The sequence below is a fragment of the Lacrimispora sp. genome (assembly GCF_047605665.1).
Classification (GTDB): domain Bacteria; phylum Bacillota; class Clostridia; order Lachnospirales; family Lachnospiraceae; genus Lacrimispora.
In genome coordinates this window covers 19,436-37,122 of the sequence record NZ_JASGFH010000007.1, presented here as the reverse complement: position 1 = coordinate 37,122, position 17,687 = coordinate 19,436, and the positions used below count along the sequence as shown (strand labels likewise).

Here is a 17,687-nt window from a genome sequence, read left to right as displayed (position 1 = left end):
TTTAATTTTAGACATCAAAAAGAAGCATCTCCTTAGAAATGCCTCTAGCAGAAAATCACTCATTCTTTTACCCACTTCACACAGACAAATTCACACTCATTCCCCAACGCAACATAAAAGAAGCTATAATCTCAAACTCAGACTATAGCCTCTCGTTTACATACTCAGGACGTCTTTTCATTCCCTCTTTCATAATCAAACTGGACTCTTCCCACCAAATAAATAGGTACAGTTATTTTCCGGTCTGCCACTCCGCCATAAGTATCCCTTTTCAGGAAATAAACAGCTTCCACCTTTTCATCCTTTAAAAGCTGCTGCGCTGTCTTTCCTTCTGATTTCCCAGCTTTTACCTCCACCCCATAGTTCTTATAATTTTCACGGCTGTTTATAAGGAAATCAATTTCCCCTTCCTTATACGTACCAAACATTGGAGCGGTTCCTGCCATCTTAAATTCCCTTATCCGCTTCAGCAGCTCAATATACACAAAGTTCTCACCTAATATTCCCCTAAGCGTTGCCAAATCAGCCCCCGCCATATCCAGGAAATATTTGCATACCCCGACATCCAGGAAATAAAAACGGCTATTCATAGATACATTTACCGGACTGCACTCATTGGCTTTACCGCAAAAGTCTATAATATGGGAGCGAAACAACCATGCAATCGTTTGATTAATACTCTTCTTTGTAACCCGGTTGCTCTCCTGTTTGTAAACAATCTTCGATAATTCTGTAATCAGATCATCGGAACCCTTTTTTTCCTTAATCATGGTATGGGCTATAGCCGGAAGAAGCTGTCCAAACAGATTCACTTCAAGGATATCCTCAAAATATGACTGTGATTCTTCAATAAATATCTGAATCACCTTATGAAGTTCCCCCATACAGGCCGATATATCCTGATCTTCCAGATACCTTTTCACAACGGCAGGGTACCCGCCAATCTGACAGTAAATATCATAATACTTTTTTAGTTCATCATACCCATCATGACTGCTTCCACCATATAGGTCAATTTCATTATAAAGTTCCCGCTTTCCAAATGCGTCCAGAAACTCTTCATATGACAACGAATATAAAGTAAGGATATCCAAATCTCCCACAGGCTTAAAATAACCTCTTGATAAAGTTTTCCCTGGATAACTTTCAACCACAACAAAATTAGAAGTAAACTCTCTGGAAAACTGCCGGATCAATGAATATACCCTTGCCGATTCTTGAATTTCATCAATAACAACAATCGTATTTTCACAATCTTCAAAGCACCCATCAAACAATTTAAATGCTTCCTGTAACGCTTTATCCCTCCTGGGCTCTCCCGGTTTCCAGTCATACACCTGATCCAGGCACTCCAGGAATTCTTCTCCAGAAGTCTGGGCCATATTAATATAAATATATGTCTTATAATTCTCTCTGGAAAATTTATCAATAATGTATGTTTTTCCTGTCTGGCGTGCTCCCCTTACTTCAAGAACCTTTCCTGTATCTGCCTTTTTCCATTTGAGAAGTTCCTCGTAAATATCCCGCTTCAGTTCCACCTGGACCACCCTCCTCTTTACAGTGCCTCCATCATAACACACCGCAAACCTAATTCAAATTCCTTTCAGCAAAATATATTCCCGAAAGCCTTATCTTTCATTATCGCTGCTCCATTTCCTCACAACTTTAAAATCATTTTTAAAATCCTGACCCCATCCTTCATACCGGCAAGGTACAAATAACGGCTTTCTTCTGCCGATTGCATGACCCATTCATCCCAAAACTGCTCTATGGCAACCTTTGACTCATCATCCAATCGTTCAAGAATTTCTCCCATCTTATGATTAAGCTCTTTTGACCCATGATCAGCTTCATCAGAACGCATATTTATCAGCATCTCAATCCGTTCACAAATAATCTGTTCCAATAAATCTTCCATTCCTTATCCTTTCCCTTCTATCAGCAAAAATCCCTTGCAGCCTCATACTGCAAGGGCGTACTATAGTTATACGAATCTCCTCATTTCTCACGCCACCTGCTCTGTAAATTCTCCATCAATTACTTCCTGATTGGAAACCTCGCTCATATCAACAGATAATTCCGTCTTAATCGTCTCATCCATGGTGACAGCTTTCTGGAACTCAGACTTCATAGGTGCATACTTTAACAGCTGTTTGATAACTGTCTTTTTTGCCATGCCCTCATAATTACTTTTCCATGGACTGAAATCTGAAGTAAATGCTTTGGAATACCGGGCAGCATAGGCGTCTACATAATTTCTACTCATCACTTCAAAACGGAATTCACCGTTATCCAGCCTAAATATAGCATAAAAAGCCCGAATCTCTCCCGGCTCATCAAAAGAAGGCCGATGAACCAAAGACGGGTGAAGCCCCAACTCATAAGAAAACTCATCATTTTCATATACGACCTGTGCCTCTACGCTCTGCATCCGCTCATTTCGGTAAGCCAAATCAATAAGCCCCCGATACCCAAGCTGAAACTGGCACTCCAATACACCTTTGTTTTTATAAGGAATCAAATAGGACTGTCCCAAAGGCGTATTGGGTTCCAATCCCAACTGTGCAGCGTTCATCAAAGCCGCAATAAAACTCATAGGCGTACACTCTGCCAGTTTGGGTGTATTATTAATGGCAGACAGAGCCATTCTTGTAAACCGTTCCGGTGTCAATACCGTAGGCAATGCCCTTTTTATCTCCGGTTCCAGTGCTTTCACCATATCAACAATGGTCATACTCTTTGTCAGCTTCACAGATTTATCTCCGCTGTTCCCTGCTCTTTTTTCTAATTCCTGCTTCACATCCGGCATGTTTTCACTCCTCCAACAAAATGGGACCATCCTGCATTCAGCAAAACGGTCCCTCTTAAAATAATCAAAATATTAAATTAACATAATCACGTCTGGAATCAACAACTGCATAAATGATCACTGTATGATCCCGTTCTTTTACCTTATAGAAAACCAAATGATTTTCCACTGGCAAAACCCTAAATCTCATTTTCTTCAAGGAATAATTCCTTGATTCTGCGCCATAATAAGGCTGCTCCTTTAACAGCCCTATTGCATGCTCCAACTTATCCAAGTATGAAAGAGCAACTTCCACGCTTCCAGAGTCATCTACTATATAATAAATAATATCTTTTATCTGGTTATCCGCTTTTTCTGTTCTTATTACATCATACTTCATAGGTCTTCCCCGCTAAAAGGGCTTTGCGGATATCTGAAAATGTATCCTCTATAGGTGCAGTTCTTTCATTATCCACATCATCCTGGGCTTCTGCCAATATTTTTAACAATTCCAGCTCAGCTTTCATTTTTCCATATTGAGCATGCCCCATAATAACGGTATCTTCCCGGCCATTTACCGTAATAAAAACCGGTTCTTTTGTTTCTCGTGTCAAAGATGATATCTCCGGATATTTGTTTCGTAAATCAGATGAAGGTCTAATTGCTTCCATTGTATTCCCTCCCGTCTTCATTTAATATCGTTATTATATCATTATATTGATATATTTGCAATGTATTTCAGAATATTATCTTTAAATTAAAGTGTAAATCCTACATCTTTCCTTACACAAAACCGGAATTTACTCCTGCACACGCATTGTACTCTGGAGTGTTATTAAATCCACCCTTCCACCTTCTCCAAGTCATTTACGCTGCTTTTATAGTAAGACGCCTTGACTGGCTGCTTTTAGAAAAATCCCTATAAAGATCTGGCCTTTCCTCCTTTAACCGTTTACTGTCAATTCTGACCGTATCAACATTACTCCAGGAAACCTTATAATGCTCATTAAATACTTCTTCATATTCTCCCATAAAAAGCTTGATCTTCTGTTCAATCTGGTTCTGCTCCTGTTCCAGCTTCTTTGCCAAATGAATGATCTCTTCCCGCCGTTTTAACTGTTCGTTTAAATACGAAGGCAGAGGGACAGACTTTTTAATAGCTACCGGAAAATAACGGTTAATTACTTCGTTTGATATCTCGCTGCCATCCGGATCAGGCATATTGCCTATCAAAACATGCTCCTCCCAAAATTCCTGTTCTATGGAAATCAGATTCCGTATTAACTCCTCATCCCGGTCAATCCTCTTATACTTAAACTCTCTTCCCATAATTAAAACAGCCAGATACCAGGCCTCTGCACCGGTAACGGCCATATAATGATGACACTGGATTTCATAATGGGCAGGAACCGAATCCCCAACCCATTTATCCGCATTATAAGCACTGGCCGTTTTGCACTCAAGCCCCATATTCTTTCCCGAAATAAGGCGGTCAACGTTAGCCTGCATGAACGGATATTTCTCATTCTGGTATATAGCGTTGGAGCGGCGTACCTTTAAGCCGGTTTCTTCCACAAAACGGCAGGCAACATATTCCTCCAGATCACGCCCCTGTCTCATGGATTCATTATCGTAAGTTTCTATTTCTTCATTTGTCTTATCATAAAAAACACTCATAGGGCTCACATAAGGATTTAATCCACAAATCGCACCTGCATCTGAGCCACCAATTCCCTGTTTCCGATATCTCAGCCATTCTTCATGAGATAATCCATTGGTTGAAATTAATTTTCTCACTGTACCATCCCTTCCTTAATATAATAAAAATCCAATAACCTGTCCTTTCGTCACGCTATACCAGTGCTGTCTTCAAATGGCGAAATTCTATCTTCCTTGAAGCTTACATATCGGCCATTAGAACCAATTATGATATGGTCGAGCAGTTCAATCCCCAACAGTTCCCCGGCTTCCTTGACCCTTTTTGTCATAAGAGAGTCTTCCCGGCTAGGCGCCGGTTCCCCTGATGGATGATTATGAAAACAAATAATTTTAGCTGCATTGGAAAGAATAGCATGTTTAAATAAATCCCTGGCGTCAACTCCGCATGAACTCAAACCACCCACTGCAACAATTTCTAAAGCAATTGGGGTCATGGCCGCATCTAATGACATTACCATCATCATTTCACGGTCAGCATACTCAAAAAGATGCCTTACCATATCAGCCGCTTCCTTAGGTTCCTGAAAACGTGACGTTCCATAGACAGAAGTTCCTTCTCGAATCATCTTCAGCTTTATGATTCCCACTTTCTTTTTAGGAATGGGTCGCTTCATCAAATCAATTACCTTTTCTTCCTGTGTTGCATTCTTCATAAGCAATCTCTCCTTCCTTGCAAAAAGCGGGAGCCTTCAGTAATTAAACTGATAGATCCCGCTTTTACATGCCTATTCACATTTACCAGATATCCTCGTACACCATTGCCACTTTCTCAAATAAGCTTACTTCTTTAAATATATAATAACCCTTCCATCCTTTTCGTTCAGCATACGATAATCTCGTCTTAATTTATATAAAACTTGTATTCCGCCTCCCGCCACAGCAATCATTACAGCAGATACTGCAGCCTTTGTTCCCACAATCGCAGCTAAAGGTGTCCCGGCAACCAGACTGACCGCCGTAGAACTTCCTCCTGTTATAGGAATCTGCATTAATGCAATAATCGTCACTGCCAAACATACAAGGCAGAAATTCCAGAGAGCAAGGTTGATTTTGTATAGCTTTTTCACTTTAGATGCAAGATCTCCCTCTATCTCAATCTTATCTCTTCCTTCCCTTAATGCTTCTCCAAATTCTTCTTCATTATGTACACACATAGGCCTGCCTCCTTTATTCTTCTGTCATCATCGCATATGCCCTGTCGAGCATTGGATTACCATCCACTGTTTTAGCAAACAGACTCTCCCTGTAATTAACCCGCTCACGCAGCGGTTTTGAGTGAGTAACAAAATCAGAAACCGCATTGACAAAGCGATATGCATTTTTCCCTACATGCTGCAAATCTGGAGCAGAAAAATATCGCTCCTTTACCTCGTCTTTCATTCGGCGCAAGTTTTTAATCTGCTGCTCTGTACCATTGTCAAGTAATGGAAAGAGCGCGTCAATGTATTCATATACCTGCTTGTCCGTCAGCTTCTTCCTGTTCAGCCAATCAATGCTTTTCCCTAATTCAGCCATATACTCATCTGCATATAGCAGCGTATATCTGGCGTCATCCATTTTACCTCGAATATCACCAATATGATTGGTCGACCAAAACCGTTTTGCCGTAGACAAAGCCAGGTTAAGTGTGTTGTTGCACACAACACGGATTGGTGTCATAGCTGCCTTGATTGATCCGGTCCCGTCATGGGAATTCATAAATACAAGATAAGGGGTCACCTTATCTCCACTGATAATATACCGCTGCGGAAGTTTTGCCAGAATCCAGGTTCTTCTTCCCTCCTGTAAAGAGCCAGCCGTTTCATAGGTCACCCCCTCGCCTAACAGTTCATCTGTAAAAGCAAAGGCTTCTTTATTCTGAACCACCTTATAACGGTCTGTCACCACGCCTAATATTCGGTTATCCGTATCTCTCACATTTGCTCGAAATCCTTGAACAGGGATTCCGTCAGCAGTCACCAGTTCTTTTTGGATAACCTGCCAGTCAAGTCCAGCAAGTGTTAATGCTGATTTTGATGTAGGTGCTTCTGATACAGATGTGCCGAGTCCATGCCAGGGTACATTTCTTCCTGTAAAAAACATTGTCTCTACATTTGCTGCCATAAAAATTCCTCCTTGCTCCATTAATTTTAACATCGTTTCTCATCAACTATGTCCGCCCTACGGCTTTTCAGGTATTTTAACCTCATCTTCCGCATTTTAACTTCTTTTCATATTCTTTTACACCGCCTTTCCAAGGGATTTAAAATACCCTCCTGCAAACATTTCAATAACCATAAATACTTTGAAATGCTCACAAGGAGGGTTAAAACATGCTGTTTGACGATTACGGAGACCTTTTAAATTTAAATGATATCTGTACGATCTTAGATATCAGGCCGGCTACAGCCGCCAAACTATGCAGAAGCAGAAAATTAAATGCGTTTAAAGTGGGCCGGGAATGGCGGATTACCAAGCTTGCTCTGGAAAATTATGTTCTCTCTGAAAGCCATTATCCGCCCCATATCTGATTATTACCCGCAAAAATTTCCCCAGGCCGCTAAGTGCCTGGGGAATAATTTGGTTATTCATCTTTTTCTAATATTTCAAGAATGCACGTGACTGCTTTTAGAATAACCGCCAGCATTTCCTTGTACAACTTGTACATTAAGCTAACCTCCTGAAATATGTACACGGTTCCAATATTTAAGGTTTATTTATGATTACCAGTATACGTTTACTGCAGCCACGCTCCATCAGTACCTACTTTGTATCCATCAGGTGTAACAGTATCGGAAGCCATCTTTCCATCTTCATTCAGATAATACCACTTTCCACTTACTAATGCCCAACCTGTCTTCATGGCACCGGATTCCTCCAGATAATACCAACAGTTATTATCCAGAAGCCAGCTTGTCTTCATTTCGCCAGACACTGGAACCAAATAATACTTCTTTCCATTTAATTCCTTCCAGCCCTGAGCCATAATGCTTGTAGGCTCTATCCAGTACCATTTCCCTTTTACAAAAACCCAGGTATTCTGATACAGTTCACCGCTTGGCTTTCTGAACTGCCAGCCTGCATCTGTCTGCTGCCACTGTCCCGGAGTTTCAGTAACTTTACTTGCTCCACCTGATTTCTGACTGGAAACCAGCCGGCCTCCGGAACTGTTTGAATTATTTGACCCATTGGAAGAGCCTGTTTCTTTAGAACTCTCGTCTATAAAGAAAAATGTGCTAAATTGGGTAACCGCAAAGGATACGGTTCCATCTTCATTAATTCTGGGATAAATTCTTTCTCTGGTTCCATCGTGTTTAACATGGATAATTACCAAATCCTCTGGCTCCATTCCTTCAGGAGTAGCTATTGTAATCAGTACCGGAAATCTTAATTCACCAGATATACCGCTGCCTTCCAATGTTATATCTACAGCTAAATAATTAACATATCCTGTTGGAACAGAACTGCTTTTTTCAAACTTAACGCCAGTGGCTCCATTTAAAATGGCCCCAATAACAGTAGGAGGTTCTGTTATAATACTTTCATCATGATTAACCTCTAACGTGTTTTTCCCAGCTGCATCCCTATATGTCTCTTCCAAATTGGCATACTCATCTGCCGCTCCACTGTTCATTTGAGTTGCGGTTTGTAAAGTTCCTTTTTCAGCAGCAGAAAGATTTGCCTTCTCAATGTTATCTTTTACATTTCCCTGGTTCATGTTAGTAATAATGCTTGTTCCTGTTCCAACCGCTTCTCCAACAGTAAATTCAACTTTTTCCGACGGATCGCTGTTAGCATATGTAATGAAATCTCCCAGAGCAATGATCTCAAACTGATATGCCTCACCATCTTCAACAACAGGCAGACAATTATATGACTCGCCATAGGTAGTATTGTAGTCGCTCAGTTCATACTCTCCAGACGGCAGCTTCACATAAACATTTACCCGATAAGAATTCGCTCTTTTATATGCCTCTTTTTCGGAACCAGCCTTCCATCGGATGATTCCGTTACTAAGACACTCCACTTTTTCTGGTTTCGGCATTTTCTTCACTACAGCTTCTTTAGAAAAATGATATGGTTCGCTTAAATCTGACCAGTAAGAACCCTCTTTATCAATATCTCGTATCCTCCGGTTTTTGCTAAGGACCACCTTAAACTGATAATCTCCGCTTTCATGAAGATGACTGCGTAAATCTGACTCTGTCAAATCATTCCATTCCTGATAACCTACAGGCTCATCATCCCGGTATACCTGTATGGCAACACGCTTAATCTCATGTTTTTCTTCTTCTGAGAGACTTTCCATATTCCAGGTCACCCATCCTGGACGAGTTTCATCCCATTTCACATTTTCAGCAGGAATAAAGTTTTCCAGTTCTGACTGGAGCATTACTTTTGATGAAAACAATTCCTGCTCGCCCCAGCCTGTCTGTAAATTTTCCTCTTCTTGATCATTCTCAGGTTCCTCTTGATAGGCTTGTGATGGGCTGGCAAGAGTCACACCCGTATCATATGAATCTGTTCCTTCCATATTATCCGCAGACTTTTCCGCAAGCGATGTCATTGCGACTGTCAGGCACAACGGTAATGCCAATAACAAAATTTTACTTCCATACTTCCAATTCTTTTTCACTTGTTTTCTCTCCTTTTTGATATTTTGTACTTTTCAATCCCCTTTATATTTCCTGTCACTTCCTCCTTTCTGGCCAATAGCAACTGCGAAAAATCAGGTTTTTCTCCAATGCCGGTTTTGTCCCTGTCTGCCACCCGGAACATAAACATGCTCAAGTGTCTATTTGGGAACCATATTTCAATATGTAATCCACAATTGCTAGTTTTATTTTCCTGACATACTCTCAGCATAGAGTATTAAAAATGGCGGTTCCCGCATTTCCGGCTGAAGCCATTGAATCTGCTCCGGCAAAAAATTGCTCACTTTCTGTTTTGCGTCTTCTTCTGAATCTGCTGTAATCATTACATGGCCAAATCGGCATACTGTCACTTTATAAGTCTCCATGAAACCTCCTTTCCCATTAATGGACTTCCTGGCCCAGCATTCTTTTTCTCATCATCAGGTCCCTTTATTCAGAACATTCTATCCTGCACCTCCTCCACCTGTCAGGCAAAATCATTACCTTGATTAGCTTTATGATAGCACTCAATAGTGACACCTTATGTCCTCGTAAATATTTTTTATAAAAGTCTGCAATATTTATCAGTGAATAAATGTCACTATTCACATTTATAATATCTATTTAAAAAATGTAATGTTTTAAGACTCTGCTAAAAAATAAATGCTTATAACACTCCATCGCAGAATATTGTATCTTCAATCCTTTAATATAGTTTAATTTCGCTCATTATATATCGTAAATACGATGTATAGTATACGCTATTTTATGTCTATTGTCTATCGTTTTTTCGATATATTATTATCGTATAATACTTTACAGGAGGTGGATTATGTTTGATGTTTTAAAACGAATAGAGGATTTACGCAAGGCAAGAAATTTATCGATCTACAAGCTAGCGCAACTGTCAGAGATACCGCAGTCGACAATAGCTACCTGGTATAAGCACGGTAATATACCTCCAATTGATAAAATTGAAAGGATTTGTAATACCTTTGGAATTTCACTGGCGGAATTTTTTGGATTCGATACAGAGAATATATTGACAGAAGATCAGGCAAATCTATTGAATAAATGGTCATTGCTGTCTTGTAAAGAAAGAGAAGCTATTTTTCATATTATAGATACATTTCTGACAAAAAGCCTGTGACACCAACGCCACAGGCTTTTCAATTTGCACGCCTCAGGGCGCACTAAATTAAGAGGCCGGTTTCAAATCGGCCTCTCGTCTTTCATAATCTATCAATGATAGTTGCAATATTCTTTATAATCATAAGATATTTTTCAAATTGTTTTTCATCCACTCTTCTTTGAATTCCCGATAATATCCTGGAAGACTCATCTAATTTCTGCAACACATCTCCAAAGAGCAGTTCATCAGCAGATACACCAAGGCCCTTTGATATTTTGACAAGAGTTTCAACGCTCATTTTTCTGTCCCCACGTTCTATGTTTCCATAGAAAGGTGTCGTTATATCACATCTCTCGGAGGCTTCTTCCTGTGTCAGTCCCTGGGCTTCACGAATAGTCCTTATTCTATTTCCTATTTCTTCATAATTGATTTTATTCATCTCTACCTCCTTAATCTATTTTCACAAACAGAATATCATCGGTAAATAACCCGTAAGCATTTAAAGTTATTGCTCATAAGCATTTACAATGATATAATTAAGCGATAGAATACTGATTTTTCTTAGAGTGACACCAAATGTCATCTTTAAGTTGTAAAATATACAATAATAAAGAACAAAAGAGGGGGGGCAAATGCTACATGGAAAAGGAACAGGACTCTACACGTAAGCATGATCGCATACTGGAGATACATAATCGTCTGCTGTCCGGGGAAGGCGTTGACAAGCAAGAACTGGCAGATGAATATGGAGTAAATCCCCGGTCCATTCAGAGGGATATTGATTCATTGCGGGACTTTTATTCAAACCAGGCTGTTACCAAAGGAGATGTAACAGAAATTAAATATGATCGGAGGACCAAACGCTTTTATATGATCAGCAACCGGAAAGTCAGGCTTACCAATGCAGAGTTGTTTGCGGTTTCTAAAATCCTTTTAGAGAGCCGTTCTTTGAATAAAAACGAATTAGAGAACATAATGAAAGGGTTAATTGAATCCTGTCTGCCTGCAACAGAGCGCGGGAAAATGGAAGATTTGATCCGAAATGAGCGCTTTTATTACATAGGACCAAGACACGGGAAGGATCTGATCAATCATATATGGGATCTTGGTTCGGCCGTTTATTATCACCGGAAAGTTCTCCTTAAGTACCGGAAAACAAATGGAGAAATTACAAAATCACTGGTTAAACCGGTGGGAATTATGGAATCAGAATACTATTTTTATCTCATCGCTTATGTAGGAGATAAAGATAAAAAATACCCCGGATACCCTACCATCTATCGAATTGACCGGATAGAAGAATACAAAATAACCAAGGAATTTTTCAGTATACCTGAAAAAGACCGGTTTAAAGAAGGGGAATTCCGAAAACGGATCCCTTTCATGTACGGTGGTCCTTTAACAAAAGTGAAGTTTATTTACAAAGGTCCGGATATCAATGCTATTTTAGACAGACTTCCCACTTCTGATATTACTCAATTAGAAGATGGAAATTACCGGATCCAGGCTGAAGTCTATGGAAACAAGGGCATTGAAATGTGGTTGGGAAGTCAGAAAAACTTTATACAGGAGGAACGGTTATGAACGTAATAAAACCAGATAATCACCAGTTGAATAAACCAACTCTTCCAGGGATTATAATTAAAATAATCTTAAGGAACATCAAAGGAACTCCCGAATTTTGGAGAAAGGAAATGGAGAAGAATATAAAATACTAAAAGTTTTTACAGTCACAAGATCCAAATATTATGAAATGAAAGGCTGTCAGATGAAAAAGAGTTTTCATTGTATCCAATGCGGGGAATGCTGTAGAAATATTGGACATATTCCTGAATTACAAGCTTATCACAACGGAGACGGCATATGCAGACATTTAAACCCAGCCACAAATCTCTGTAAAATATATCACACCAGACCCATGATCTGCAATGTTGATAAAGCTTATGATATGATGTTCTCTGCCTATATGGGAGAATATGAATACTTGAAGAAAAATCACGAAGGATGTAAACGTTTATGGAAAATAGCAAATCAGAAAAACAACCCAAAACCATAACCCCCAGTATCATAGGAGCGACCTTAAAGAATTCCATACAAACACACGGTGAGGCTTCCAGCCAGATTCTACAGGCTTATAAAGGTATCCGTGTAGACGCTTTCGGTAATGATCTACATCATAAAGGCAGAAGCCTCAAGCAGATCAGCACTTACAGTACCGGAAATAATCCTGCCATGAAAGATAAGGTCCTCAAAAGCCAGGCCGGATTTTCAGGAGAACTGATCAAAGAAGCCCGCGACAATAAAGAAGCAATTCTCCGTGGCAGCCCAACCCGCACCAGAACAACGGATGGTTTGGGTCAGACAAATAATCCTATTTATGATCATGTAAACGTTGATGAATTTGGAAAAGTCGTGGAAGGTTCCGGCTCTCAAATGAAAATATATAAAACCGGAGTTTCTCAAAAATATGGAGATACATATGATGTCATTGACAAGCTGGCACAGAATAAAAAATGGCAAAAGTACGATTGCCCTGTAGATATCCCCTCTGACCAGTACGATGGGGCCCTAAAATACGCGAAACAGAAGTCAGAAGAATATCGAAAACAGGCAAATGCATGCAGAAAAAACGGCGACCCAGAACTGGCTTCCCGTTATGATTCTATCGCCACACAATACGACAGTGCCGGAAAAAAGGTCAGAAAGTCCAACTTAACAACGGACGAAGCCATTGCTGCAAGAACAAACCCTAAAAAGTTTGTATCGAAAGAACTTTGCAGTGATATGCATAAGGCAGGGAAAGAAGCAGCAGTTGGCGTGGCGGTTATATCTGGTGCATTTTCCGCGGTACAGAATATTTATCACGTACTAAAATCGGAAAAGAGCGTTGAGGAAGCCGCCAAAGATGTCCTTTTAGACACTGCATCCAGTTCTGCATGTGCTTATGGAGTTGAATTCGCCGGCGTAGGGCTTAAGGCTGCCATGCACTCTTCCAGCAATGAAATGGTCCGGAGAGTAGGAAAAACAAATGCGGCCACCACCCTCATCACAGCTTCTATACAAATAGGACAAGTATTAAAATCCTACGCAACCGGAAAGATAGATGAAGCAGAAGCACTGGAGTCCTTAGGCAGTGAAGGAACCAGCTTTCTGGCTGCCGGTTTCGGTGGTGCCGTCGGTGCTGTCGGCGGACCGATTGGTTCCTTTTTAGGAGCCACATTGGCCACCATGATCTCTGATGCGATTTATGATAACAGTCTTCAGATCCTCAAGGATGAAAAAGTATCTGCCGAACGAAGGGCTGTAATCGAATCCATGTGCCAGACTGCACTAGAAGAACTGGAATTCTATCAGAAAGAAGTTGAAGCATATATCCGGCAGCAAAATAATTATCGGCGTGAACGCTATGATATGCTGTTTGAAGATATTCATGACGCATTAAGATCTGAGAATATTGACAATTTTATTCAAACAATCAATGCATTTGGCCAGGAATTTAATGTTAAATTAGATTTTGAAACATTTGAAGAATTAGACCAGTTTATGTCTGATGATTCAACTGTATTCATTTTATAAAAGGAGGAACTAAAAATGGCAATACCAATTATTGCCGGAGCAATTGCTCTGGGAAGCGCTGCAATCGGTGGTACAAAACTAGTGAAAGGAGCTATCGATACAAATAGTGCAAACCGTGTACAGAATGATGCAAAAGAAATCCTCAGTAGTGCACAGAGTTCTATGGAGAAAAGCAAGAGTCTTTGCCGGGAGAGTATTGAAGAACTTGGAAAGTCCAAATTAAATCTGGCCTCCGGCCCCATGAATGATTTTGTTACATTCTTTTCTTTAGTCAAAAATGTGCAGATAGAGGATTCTGCCGGATTAGATGAATTAAGCAAAATAAAAGCAGATAAGATAAGCTTTTCAGAGATGCAAAAAACAGTCCTGGCTGCTACCGATATTCTTGGAAGCGGAATCGCAGGAGTTGGTGCCGGTGCACTTCTTAGTTGGGGAACCTATGGCGGAGTTATGGCACTAGGAACTGCAAGCACAGGTACAGCTATTGGAACACTCTCCGGAGTTGCTGCAACCAACGCTACCTTAGCCTGGCTTGGAGGCGGCGCTATCGCTGCCGGAGGAGGTGGCATGGCATTAGGCACCCTTGTCCTTGGCGGGCTTCTTGCCGGTCCTGCACTGTTAATAGCAGGTGGTCTCTTTGGAGCTAAGGCGAGCACAAACCTTAATAATGCATATAGCAATCTGGCTGAAGCAAAGAGGTTGGCGGAAGAACTCAAATTAGCTAAAATACAGGTTGACGGCATTTCTACACATGCAAATATCCTTAAGGATATCATAGAAAAAATGTACGGTATGGTTAAACTCGGCAATATTGACTTAAAATATGTCATTAAGGAAGGGGGAACTGACTGGAATCAATACACTGAATCTCAGAAAAAACAGGTTGCCATAGCTATGAAAATCGCACAGTTGTCAAAAGCTATCATTGACACACCAATGCTGTCCGAAGATGGGAAACTTACAGATGATATCAGAAAAATTGCTGACAAAAAGAGTTTTTATCTCGATTTAGTGATGAATGACTTCATATAAAACTGCGATTTTATCAGTCTAATCAAAATTATCTCAATTACCAAAGACGAGAAAGGAATACTTCCGATGGATAACCGCGAGACTTTAAGCAAAATAGTACAGGAAAATATCATAGACCCCAGTGGTAGAGCATTTTACTACCCTAATATTCCTGATAAGGTAATCAAAAATCTTACTTCCTATTTTGATCCACATATACAGGCTGACAGTATTTCTGTGTTTTTTGATACATCAATATTTCGCACCTGCGGATACGGCCTGGTATTAACACTGACAGGATTATACTATTCAGACACATTTGTAAAGCCATATTATATAAACTATAGAGATATCCAGTGTGTAACTGTTATTCCGGACAGCAGTGGAAAAACAAATACGAAAGAAGCCAAAATATCTATTCACCTGTCAAATGGCACATATTTTCCTATTGGCTATGGCGACTTTTTTAAAGATAATCTTAAAAATGTTCTTAATATGATATGTCAGAAATTTAACAAGGCAAATGATGTCGTTATCATTAAACCTTCGGGAGAAGTCGGAAGTATTCAATTATCCAAAGATCAAACTATAAAATGCAATACCATAATCCATACAGCTGCAGTTGCCGCAGGCGGAGCAGGGGCAGGTCTGGCCCAGGTACCTTTATCCGATAACGCAATTATTATACCAATTCAAGTCACAATGATAACAGCATTGGGATCTGTATTTGAAATTCGTGTTACAGAAAGTATAGCAAAGGGAATAATCAGCGGAGCAGTTGCATCTTTCTTAGGCAGAAATGCCGTCCAAATATTAGTCGGTTGGATACCAGGTGTAGGGAATGTCATCAATACTGCTACGGCTGCCGGAATTACGGAAGCAATCGGCTGGATCGCTGTTGCACATTTCCTTGAAACCCAGCAGACAGACAGCGCAAGATATGAAAAAGACGGGATGAAAAAGGGGTATGCTGCTGCTTCAGAAGAATATGCAAAGAAGCTGAAAGATCAGGCAGATCAATTTCTTAATCAGGAAAAAGATTTTAAAAAAGAACGGGAGGCTTACGAACAGCTACTGTCTGAATATGATGAGTGTATAAAAATGCTCAAATTAAAAATCGATAAATCAGAAGAGGAACTCAATCGTCTAAAGACCCTTGAAGCCCAATATAATGCATTAAAAAATATGCAGAAAATAGTTGAGGCCGGTAAACAGCATGACTCCTGAAGAGCTACAGATCAAAAGGCAGATACTTCGAAATAATACGGATATTACACTTAAAAATATGCGTACAATTGCCAACGAATCAAATCGTGTGGCAGAAGTTGCCCATAATGCGAAACATACCTTAGAAGACCTTGAAAGAGAATTCGAACTTCAAACAGGCTTAAAAGGGGGCGATGTTGCCTTTCTCTTTGTAGCTGCTGCGCTGCAATGTGGAAGAATTTTTTTGATAAATAATCTTACCAATATTGAAAAGGCAGGGCAGGGAAACCATAATGAGGATTTCTTACATAAGCTGCAGGAAAAGACATTAAAGAAATTAGACAATGGCTCTCTATCAAGTCCGGAAAAATACTACGCACCATTAAACCAGATCATCACTGGCCGGGGAGTCCCTTATGATGCAACCGGATATCTGGGAGAAAACTTTGGACTATTTAAAGGAGCAAACCACCGATTTGCAACATTAGGCCATGATCCTATATTAGGGTTGATTTTTGGCACTGCTAATATCCTGACAAATACGATCACATGTGTAAATTCTCCAATCATTACCACCAATCATGTTGTATATGACACCAGCCTTAAAAATCCAAGGATAGGCGAATTTGCCTCAACAGTATTTACACTGAAAAAAGCCGCCGAAAGATTAGAAGATGATATAAGCTCTGTAATTGCAGCAGTTATTAAACAGATCATTCATATTGGAACTGACTTGTATACTCCCTGCGGAATTCAACTTCCAGGCGCAAACCTCTTATTATCCAGGGAAAACGCAGAATTTCTCACCAAGTACATCAGTACAGGAGATATTATAAAAATAGGAACTTCAGCCAAACTGGCTATGCTGATTAATTCAATTATCAGTACCCTCCATATGCTGATGTATGATGAAAAAAAATATTTATCTCAGGACGTATACAACGTTAAAACCAGAAAAATCATATTATACTCTAACGCCATTGCTTCAGCCAGCAATATTATTTGGGTTGGAGGAAATATGGCATTTGGAAATACAGATTCTATCAGGCAGTTAGATATTGGAGGGCTTATTATTACATTACATCGCCTTATGACAGATACAAAATTTATTCAGCAGGTCAAAGCAGAATTTATATTCGGAAAATTCAATAAAATGATCCAAGGCGAAGACTTAAACCTTCAGGAAGTCCATTTATGGGATTAAATACCATGCTATTAAGACTTCAGAGAGGGCATATTTGATTAGTCCGGAAAATGTCCGCACTCCTATCTGTACCTGTTTTTGTAAAGTCAAGACCACCGGCTAGGCCGGTGGCTTGCACTCCCCCTATAAGGGGTTCTTACCTGCCTATGCATGGAAGGCACACGAAAAGGCCTACCAGCTGCACCTCCTCAGCTTCCCTTAAAAAGACCTATTCAATGCTGCCTTATTGGGGCTTCATTCCAAAAGGAGCTTGTTGATCTGCTTTGCATTCCTACTGATTCTTAAGAAGCCTGTTGCTTGTTTTCCTTCACCGGCTCACACATAAACGGATCGATGTATGCTTCCAATGTCATCTGGTTGTACTCCAAATTTTCTTTTATCTGATTCTGGATATATATTTTAATTGCAGCCATATTCTTCCTCACTGTATCGACATAT

The 17,687-nt window shown here is 40.0% G+C and carries 22 protein-coding genes and 1 pseudogene; 9 read left to right on the top strand and 14 right to left on the bottom strand.

All coding sequences use genetic code 11. The annotated features are described in order from the left end of the window. Window positions 1-164: 164 nt before the first annotated feature. From QM657_RS07335 to QM657_RS07295, 9 genes are all read right to left on the bottom strand, one after another. Window positions 165-1,538 carry an AAA family ATPase gene (locus tag QM657_RS07335; RefSeq protein ID WP_415065946.1) on the bottom strand — a complete coding sequence of 458 codons (1,374 nt, stop codon included), beginning with the start codon at window positions 1,536-1,538 and terminating at the stop codon, window positions 165-167. Between the two features lie 119 nt (window positions 1,539-1,657). Continuing rightward, the gene (locus QM657_RS07330) at window positions 1,658-1,918 is read right to left on the bottom strand and encodes a hypothetical protein (protein WP_415065945.1); all 261 of its coding nucleotides are present in this window, start codon (window positions 1,916-1,918) and stop codon (window positions 1,658-1,660) included. An 87-nt stretch (window positions 1,919-2,005) separates the two neighbouring features. Then, a complete protein-coding gene (locus tag QM657_RS07325; protein ID WP_415065944.1) occupies window positions 2,006-2,809 on the bottom strand; it encodes a recombinase RecT in 804 nt (267 codons plus the stop codon). Between the two features lie 64 nt (window positions 2,810-2,873). Further along, entirely contained in the window at window positions 2,874-3,188 is a 315-nt protein-coding gene (locus tag QM657_RS07320; protein ID WP_415065943.1) for a type II toxin-antitoxin system RelE/ParE family toxin, read from the bottom strand. Further along, window positions 3,178-3,459, bottom strand: a complete 282-nt coding sequence (locus QM657_RS07315; RefSeq protein WP_415065942.1) for a type II toxin-antitoxin system prevent-host-death family antitoxin — start codon at window positions 3,457-3,459, stop codon at window positions 3,178-3,180. The genes QM657_RS07320 and QM657_RS07315 overlap by 11 nt, the downstream gene beginning before the upstream one ends. A gap of 196 nt (window positions 3,460-3,655) precedes the next feature. Continuing rightward, window positions 3,656-4,585: a YqaJ viral recombinase family protein gene (locus tag QM657_RS07310; RefSeq protein ID WP_415065941.1), complete on the bottom strand. Its 930-nt coding sequence runs from the start codon at window positions 4,583-4,585 to the stop codon at window positions 3,656-3,658. Between the two features lie 50 nt (window positions 4,586-4,635). Beyond that, window positions 4,636-5,160, bottom strand: coding sequence for a JAB domain-containing protein (locus tag QM657_RS07305; protein ID WP_415065940.1), 525 nt, complete (start codon window positions 5,158-5,160; stop codon window positions 4,636-4,638). A 126-nt stretch (window positions 5,161-5,286) separates the two neighbouring features. Continuing rightward, entirely contained in the window at window positions 5,287-5,661 is a 375-nt protein-coding gene (locus QM657_RS07300) for a hypothetical protein (protein WP_415065939.1), read from the bottom strand. A gap of 13 nt (window positions 5,662-5,674) precedes the next feature. Beyond that, on the bottom strand, window positions 5,675-6,610 hold the full coding sequence (locus QM657_RS07295; protein ID WP_415065938.1) for a DUF932 domain-containing protein: 936 nt from the start codon (window positions 6,608-6,610) through the stop codon (window positions 5,675-5,677). Window positions 6,611-6,819: 209 nt separating this feature from the next. Here QM657_RS07295 and QM657_RS07290 point away from each other — a divergent pair, with 209 nt between their 5' ends. Next, entirely contained in the window at window positions 6,820-7,017 is a 198-nt protein-coding gene (locus tag QM657_RS07290) for a helix-turn-helix domain-containing protein (protein ID WP_415065937.1), read from the top strand. Window positions 7,018-7,223: 206 nt separating this feature from the next. Here the strand turns inward: QM657_RS07290 and QM657_RS07285 are convergent, their stop codons facing one another. Genes QM657_RS07285 through QM657_RS07275 form a run of 3 tightly spaced genes read right to left on the bottom strand, consistent with a single transcriptional unit; the run spans window position 7,224 to window position 9,506 of the window. Continuing rightward, entirely contained in the window at window positions 7,224-9,122 is a 1,899-nt protein-coding gene (locus tag QM657_RS07285; protein WP_415065936.1) for an N-acetylmuramoyl-L-alanine amidase family protein, read from the bottom strand. Then, window positions 9,119-9,352: a hypothetical protein gene (locus tag QM657_RS07280; protein ID WP_415065935.1), complete on the bottom strand. Its 234-nt coding sequence runs from the start codon at window positions 9,350-9,352 to the stop codon at window positions 9,119-9,121. Before QM657_RS07280 ends, QM657_RS07285 begins: the two co-directional genes overlap by 4 nt. After that, complete coding sequence (locus tag QM657_RS07275) at window positions 9,327-9,506, bottom strand: hypothetical protein (protein ID WP_415065934.1); 180 nt, start codon at window positions 9,504-9,506, stop codon at window positions 9,327-9,329. The genes QM657_RS07280 and QM657_RS07275 overlap by 26 nt, the downstream gene beginning before the upstream one ends. A gap of 446 nt (window positions 9,507-9,952) precedes the next feature. On the opposite strand from QM657_RS07275, the gene QM657_RS07270 reads away from it, so the two are divergent. Beyond that, on the top strand, window positions 9,953-10,270 hold the full coding sequence (locus QM657_RS07270) for a helix-turn-helix domain-containing protein (RefSeq protein ID WP_415065933.1): 318 nt from the start codon (window positions 9,953-9,955) through the stop codon (window positions 10,268-10,270). Between the two features lie 82 nt (window positions 10,271-10,352). On the opposite strand, the gene QM657_RS07265 is transcribed toward QM657_RS07270, so the two are convergent. Then, window positions 10,353-10,691, bottom strand: a complete 339-nt coding sequence (locus QM657_RS07265; RefSeq protein WP_415065932.1) for a helix-turn-helix domain-containing protein — start codon at window positions 10,689-10,691, stop codon at window positions 10,353-10,355. 200 nt (window positions 10,692-10,891) lie between these two features. Between QM657_RS07265 and QM657_RS07260 the strand changes: the two genes are divergently transcribed. The 7 genes from QM657_RS07260 to QM657_RS07230 all read left to right on the top strand — a co-directional run bounded on the left by QM657_RS07260 (window position 10,892) and on the right by QM657_RS07230 (window position 17,249). After that, entirely contained in the window at window positions 10,892-11,836 is a 945-nt protein-coding gene (locus tag QM657_RS07260) for a helix-turn-helix transcriptional regulator (protein WP_415065931.1), read from the top strand. Next, complete coding sequence (locus QM657_RS07255; RefSeq protein WP_415065930.1) at window positions 11,833-11,970, top strand: hypothetical protein; 138 nt, start codon at window positions 11,833-11,835, stop codon at window positions 11,968-11,970. The genes QM657_RS07260 and QM657_RS07255 overlap by 4 nt, the downstream gene beginning before the upstream one ends. Further along, window positions 11,934-12,308 carry a YkgJ family cysteine cluster protein gene (locus QM657_RS07250; protein ID WP_415065929.1) on the top strand — a complete coding sequence of 125 codons (375 nt, stop codon included), beginning with the start codon at window positions 11,934-11,936 and terminating at the stop codon, window positions 12,306-12,308. Before QM657_RS07255 ends, QM657_RS07250 begins: the two co-directional genes overlap by 37 nt. Continuing rightward, window positions 12,269-13,828, top strand: a complete 1,560-nt coding sequence (locus tag QM657_RS07245) for a hypothetical protein (RefSeq protein ID WP_415065928.1) — start codon at window positions 12,269-12,271, stop codon at window positions 13,826-13,828. The genes QM657_RS07250 and QM657_RS07245 overlap by 40 nt, the downstream gene beginning before the upstream one ends. 15 nt (window positions 13,829-13,843) lie before the next feature. Continuing rightward, window positions 13,844-14,860: a hypothetical protein gene (locus QM657_RS07240; RefSeq protein WP_415065927.1), complete on the top strand. Its 1,017-nt coding sequence runs from the start codon at window positions 13,844-13,846 to the stop codon at window positions 14,858-14,860. A gap of 66 nt (window positions 14,861-14,926) precedes the next feature. Further along, the gene (locus QM657_RS07235) at window positions 14,927-16,066 is read left to right on the top strand and encodes a hypothetical protein (RefSeq protein ID WP_415065926.1); all 1,140 of its coding nucleotides are present in this window, start codon (window positions 14,927-14,929) and stop codon (window positions 16,064-16,066) included. Beyond that, the gene (locus QM657_RS07230; RefSeq protein ID WP_415065925.1) at window positions 16,056-17,249 is read left to right on the top strand and encodes a hypothetical protein; all 1,194 of its coding nucleotides are present in this window, start codon (window positions 16,056-16,058) and stop codon (window positions 17,247-17,249) included. The genes QM657_RS07235 and QM657_RS07230 overlap by 11 nt, the downstream gene beginning before the upstream one ends. Window positions 17,250-17,530: 281 nt before the next feature. On the opposite strand, the pseudogene QM657_RS07225 reads toward QM657_RS07230, so the two are convergent. Continuing rightward, window positions 17,531-17,686 (bottom strand): annotated as a pseudogene (locus tag QM657_RS07225) (IS200/IS605 family transposase); the annotation flags it as partial. Window position 17,687 lies beyond the last annotated feature (1 nt).

Coding starts and splice junctions, on each gene's coding strand:
- QM657_RS07330 (WP_415065945.1), bottom strand. CDS start 1,918: ATGGAAGATTTATTGGAACAGATTATTTGTGAACGGATTGAGATGCTG.
- QM657_RS07320 (WP_415065943.1), bottom strand. CDS start 3,188: ATGAAGTATGATGTAATAAGAACAGAAAAAGCGGATAACCAGATAAAA.
- QM657_RS07280 (WP_415065935.1), bottom strand. CDS start 9,352: ATGCTGAGAGTATGTCAGGAAAATAAAACTAGCAATTGTGGATTACAT.
- QM657_RS07240 (WP_415065927.1), top strand. CDS start 13,844: ATGGCAATACCAATTATTGCCGGAGCAATTGCTCTGGGAAGCGCTGCA.
- QM657_RS07275 (WP_415065934.1), bottom strand. CDS start 9,506: ATGGAGACTTATAAAGTGACAGTATGCCGATTTGGCCATGTAATGATT.
- QM657_RS07255 (WP_415065930.1), top strand. CDS start 11,833: ATGAACGTAATAAAACCAGATAATCACCAGTTGAATAAACCAACTCTT.
- QM657_RS07295 (WP_415065938.1), bottom strand. CDS start 6,610: ATGGCAGCAAATGTAGAGACAATGTTTTTTACAGGAAGAAATGTACCC.
- QM657_RS07260 (WP_415065931.1), top strand. CDS start 10,892: ATGGAAAAGGAACAGGACTCTACACGTAAGCATGATCGCATACTGGAG.
- QM657_RS07300 (WP_415065939.1), bottom strand. CDS start 5,661: ATGTGTGTACATAATGAAGAAGAATTTGGAGAAGCATTAAGGGAAGGA.
- QM657_RS07235 (WP_415065926.1), top strand. CDS start 14,927: ATGGATAACCGCGAGACTTTAAGCAAAATAGTACAGGAAAATATCATA.
- QM657_RS07305 (WP_415065940.1), bottom strand. CDS start 5,160: ATGAAGAATGCAACACAGGAAGAAAAGGTAATTGATTTGATGAAGCGA.
- QM657_RS07270 (WP_415065933.1), top strand. CDS start 9,953: ATGTTTGATGTTTTAAAACGAATAGAGGATTTACGCAAGGCAAGAAAT.
- QM657_RS07290 (WP_415065937.1), top strand. CDS start 6,820: ATGCTGTTTGACGATTACGGAGACCTTTTAAATTTAAATGATATCTGT.
- QM657_RS07230 (WP_415065925.1), top strand. CDS start 16,056: ATGACTCCTGAAGAGCTACAGATCAAAAGGCAGATACTTCGAAATAAT.
- QM657_RS07315 (WP_415065942.1), bottom strand. CDS start 3,459: ATGGAAGCAATTAGACCTTCATCTGATTTACGAAACAAATATCCGGAG.
- QM657_RS07265 (WP_415065932.1), bottom strand. CDS start 10,691: ATGAATAAAATCAATTATGAAGAAATAGGAAATAGAATAAGGACTATT.
- QM657_RS07245 (WP_415065928.1), top strand. CDS start 12,269: ATGGAAAATAGCAAATCAGAAAAACAACCCAAAACCATAACCCCCAGT.
- QM657_RS07325 (WP_415065944.1), bottom strand. CDS start 2,809: ATGCCGGATGTGAAGCAGGAATTAGAAAAAAGAGCAGGGAACAGCGGA.